The sequence below is a fragment of the Luteococcus sp. genome (assembly GCF_043424415.1).
Classification (GTDB): Bacteria; Actinomycetota; Actinomycetes; order Propionibacteriales; family Propionibacteriaceae; genus Luteococcus.
On the sequence record NZ_JBHWOO010000250.1, the window covers coordinates 1 to 3937 of the forward strand.

General features: G+C 66.7%; 4 protein-coding genes. 2 read left to right on the forward strand and 2 right to left on the reverse strand.

Annotated features, from left to right (window positions below):
* A partial coding sequence (locus ACHFFZ_RS14525) for a GTPase (RefSeq protein WP_394277314.1) occupies nucleotides 1-408 on the reverse strand: 408 nt, incomplete at its 3' end.
* Between the two features lie 234 nt (nucleotides 409-642).
* Between ACHFFZ_RS14525 and ACHFFZ_RS14530 the strand changes: the two genes are divergently transcribed.
* A complete protein-coding gene (locus tag ACHFFZ_RS14530; RefSeq protein ID WP_394277315.1) occupies nucleotides 643-1155 on the forward strand; it encodes a hypothetical protein in 513 nt (170 codons plus the stop codon).
* A gap of 227 nt (nucleotides 1156-1382) precedes the next feature.
* Entirely contained in the window at nucleotides 1383-2093 is a 711-nt protein-coding gene (locus ACHFFZ_RS14535) for a vWA domain-containing protein (protein WP_394277316.1), read from the forward strand.
* Nucleotides 2094-2106: 13 nt separating this feature from the next.
* On the opposite strand, the gene ACHFFZ_RS14540 is transcribed toward ACHFFZ_RS14535, so the two are convergent.
* Nucleotides 2107-3937, reverse strand: a 1831-nt coding sequence (locus ACHFFZ_RS14540; RefSeq protein ID WP_394277317.1) for a polysaccharide biosynthesis protein, incomplete at its 5' end; no start/stop codon positions are given.

A 3937-nucleotide genomic window follows, 5' to 3' on the forward strand; every position in this document is an offset into this window, starting at 1 on the left:
GTCGGCGAGGATGAGCTCGGTGTTGATGACGGAGATGTCGGAGGTGGGGTTGACCTCGCCGTCGACGTGGATGACGTTCTCGTCGTCGAAGGCACGGACGACCTGGCAGATGGCGTCGGCCTCGCGGATGTTGGCCAGGAAGGCATTGCCCATGCCCTCGCCCTGGCTGGCGCCCTTCACGATGCCGGCGATGTCGACGAAGCTGACCGTTGCCGGAAGGATCTCCCTGGAGCCGTGAACCTTGGCAAGTTCCGGCAGCCGCGCGTCGGGGACCCCGACGACGCCGACATTCGGCTCGATGGTGGCGAACGGGTAGTTCGCTGCCAGGACGTCGTTCCGCGTGAGAGCGTTGAACAACGTCGACTTGCCCGCATTCGGGAGACCGACGATTCCAATGGTGAGTGCCACGGCGACAGCCTACTGGCCGGGCACGATCCCCCACCAACCGGACGACTCGGCCGTGCACGTACCCCCTCCCAAAGTTCTATGGTTGACGGCATATTCATACTCGGGGGAGACAGAACAATGAGCAGCAGCACGCCCAGGCGCGCACTTGTCGAGAACAAGCAACGTTCGCGGACGCCTCTTCTGGTTGGCGCCGTTGGACTCGCGACGGTCGCCGTCATCGCCACCGTGGCCACCGTGGCCACCGCACTGAACCATGACGACCAGCAGACCACCGGGGCCAGGCCGCGCGCGAGCAGCTGCAGCAGTATCACGGTGTTCGCCGATCCGGCCTGGGCCGAGAGCGTGCGCCAGGCGGGCAAGGCCTGGGGCGAGTCGCTGGGCCAGGCCGATTGCGAGACGGTCACGGTCACCGAGCAGACGACGGCCACCACGCTGTCCAAGGGACTGGGCAGCACCGACGCGTGGGTTCCCGAGGATCCCAGTGCGATCGCCGGCGCGAAGGACCCCGCCCTGGCCAAGGCCGCCAGCACGACTGTCGGCAGTTCGCCGCTGGTGCTGGTGAACACGCCCGAGGCGCACGAGGCCCTCGGCAAGCCCCTGCAGGGCGAGACGCCGCCCACCAGCCTCAACACCGCCACCCCGGCGCAGGTGGACCTCACCAAGGCCGAGCAGCGCATCGTCGACCAGGTGCCGCTGGCCCAGGTGACCAGAAGCTGGCCACTGATCCTGCCGACGCCAATGGCCTGACCGCGGTTGGCCCCCGCACGGGTGTCACCGCGCTGGCGCTGGCTTTGGCGAGCAAGACGCCGGTGAGGGCGAGCTGGTTGCAGCCGTCGGCCGGGCTGTCCATGGGTGTCATCTCGTCGGAGACCGACGAGGACGTGGCGACCTTCACCACTTGACTGAAGGGCCCCGACGGTCGCAAGGCGCTGGCGGAGGCGGGCGTCAGCGCAGGCCAGGAGCAGCCGAGTGCCATGTCGCTGGGCCAGGTGGGTCTCAGCGGCACCGTCCCGGCGGTGACGGCGGCTGACCGCACCCGGGTGGAGACCACCCACCCGGTGCACCAGCAGCTGGCCAAGCGTGACAGCGTCCTGCTGGTGATCGACACCTCGGGCTGGATGCTCAAGCCGCTGGGCGCCGGTGGCCCACCGCGCATCCGGGTGATGACCGACTACATCCTGAAGTCCTTCGGCGCCTTCCCGTCCGGCATGAGCAATGGCATCATCACCTTCAATGCCACCGAGGACGCGGCCCAGACGCCGCGGGTGACCACGGTGATCGCGCTGCAGCCGGACGACACCAAGCAGTGGATCGCGGCCGAGCCGAAGTACCTGGCGACGCTCGCGGGCATCAAGCCCGAGGGCGGCACCCCGCTCTACGAGGCGATCGACACTGCCTGGACGCACAGCATGGCGAACTACCAGGAGGGTCGCACCAATCGGATCATCGTGGTGACTGACGGCGCCGACCAGGACGCGAAGAGCAAGGTGACCTACGACGCGATGATGAAGACGCTGCAGCAGAAGGACCCGGCCAAGCCGATCAAGGTGACCTATGCCGCGATCGGCCCGGACGCCGACCATGCCAGCCTGCAGAAGATCGCCACGGCGACCGGCCAGCAGGCGGCGCAGCTGAACACGACAGCCGAGCTGGAGCAGAAGTTCACGGCGGTGCTGGAGTCCTGAGGGCGCACGGTGCTCAGCCGGCGGCTACTCCTTCCACCACCGACCACGAGGGACGACCATTGTTCAGTCTCACAGCACGCTGGCGGGTGAGCCGGGCCATGGACTCTGGGTCGCTGCCGTCGACATTGATCAGGGCCGCTGGTGAGAGCGGGGGCACACTCACGCTGCTGATCAGCTCGTGGGCGGTGCTGCGGTAGGCCTCGTCGGAGCTGAACAAGACCTCGTCCATCTTCTCGTTGGGGCGAAGGCCGGTGAAAACGATGTCGATGTCCTTGCCGGAGCGTTCAATGAGGTTCTTGGCGACGTCATGGATCCTGACGGGTTCGCCCATGTCGAGCACCATCACTTCACCGGGCGTGCCGATGGCGCCGGCCTGGATCACCAACTCGCATGCTTCGGGAATGGTCATGAAGTAGCGGGTGATGTCCGGGTGGGTGACCGTCAGTGGTCCGCCTTGGGCGATCTGGCGCGTGAAGGTCTCCAGCATGGAGCCGCGAGATCCCAGTACATTGCCGAAGCGGACGCTCAGGTAGGCGCCGCCGGTCTTCTGTCCGTAGAAGGCGGTCAGTTCCTCCGCGATGCGCTTGGTCTTGCCCAGCACGCTGGTGGCGTCCGCGGCCTTGTCCGTGGAGATGTTGATGACCCGTTCGGCGCCATACTTTTCCGAGGAGCGCATCACGTTGAGGCTCCCCTGCACGTTGGTCTTCCACCCCTCGTGGGGGTACATCTCGAGCATGGGAAGGTGTTTGAGCGCGGCGGCGTGGAAGACCACATCCGGCTCGTGCTCGGCGAAGACCTGGTCCAGCGCCTCGGCATCGCGGATGTCGCACAGCACCATGTTGCGGGTGTTGAGCAGGCCTTGGTTGTAGATGCTCAGGGAAGTGCTGTGCAGGCCCGACTCGTCACGGTCGAGCATGACGAGTTCCTTGGGTCCAAAGGTGTGCACCTGGCGGGCGATCTCGCTGCCGATGGAGCCACCTGCGCCCGTGACCAGTACGGTCCTGCCTTGCAGGTAGCCAGCGATGGAGCTGAGATCTGTCTTGATCTGGCTGCGTCCCAACAGGTCGACGACGTTGACCTCCTGGAGCTGGTTGAGGTGCAGCTGGCCGCCGACCATCTGGTCCAGCGGGGGCAGCACGAGCAACTTCAGGCCGTTGGCCTTGGCGACGGCATTGAGTTCCTGCAGCTCGGCGCCGGTGGCGTTGCCCATGGCGATGATGATCTTCTGCACGCCCTGTTCCCGCGCCACGCGGGTCATGTCCTTGCCTGTGCCGCGAACGCAGGTGCCGAGCAGGTGCAGGTTGCGCTTCTCCGGGGCGTCGTCAAGGAAGCCGCGGATCTCATACTGGCTGTCCGGATCATTGTGGATCAGGCGTCCCAACTGGCCGCCGGCATTGCCAGCGCCGTAGATGAGGACGGGCTCGGCAGGGGTGGTGACGGTTCGCGGGGCGCCGTGGCGTTCGAGCACGGCGCGTGCGACGGAATGTCCCCATGCCATGATGAGCAGGGCGCCCATGGGTGCGGTGACGGTGACGCCTCGGCTGAAGTCGGTGAGCAGGCCGAAGCACAGGCCGAGGAAGAGTCCGATGCCCATCACGACGGTGCCCAGCAGCAGGGCTGCCTCGAAGCTGCCGATGCGGTAGCGGCCCCGGTAGAGCTTGAGGGTGATGCCGACCATGACCTGCAGGATGGCGGCGAGGCCTGCGTAGAGGTAGGCCATCCTCCACTGCACCCCGGTGACAGCGAAGTCATAGCGCGCCCCCAGATAGGCGAAGCTGGCGAGGAACCAGGCCAGGCAGTCCCAGACGGCCATGCCGGTGCGGATGACGAGGGCGCGGCGGGCG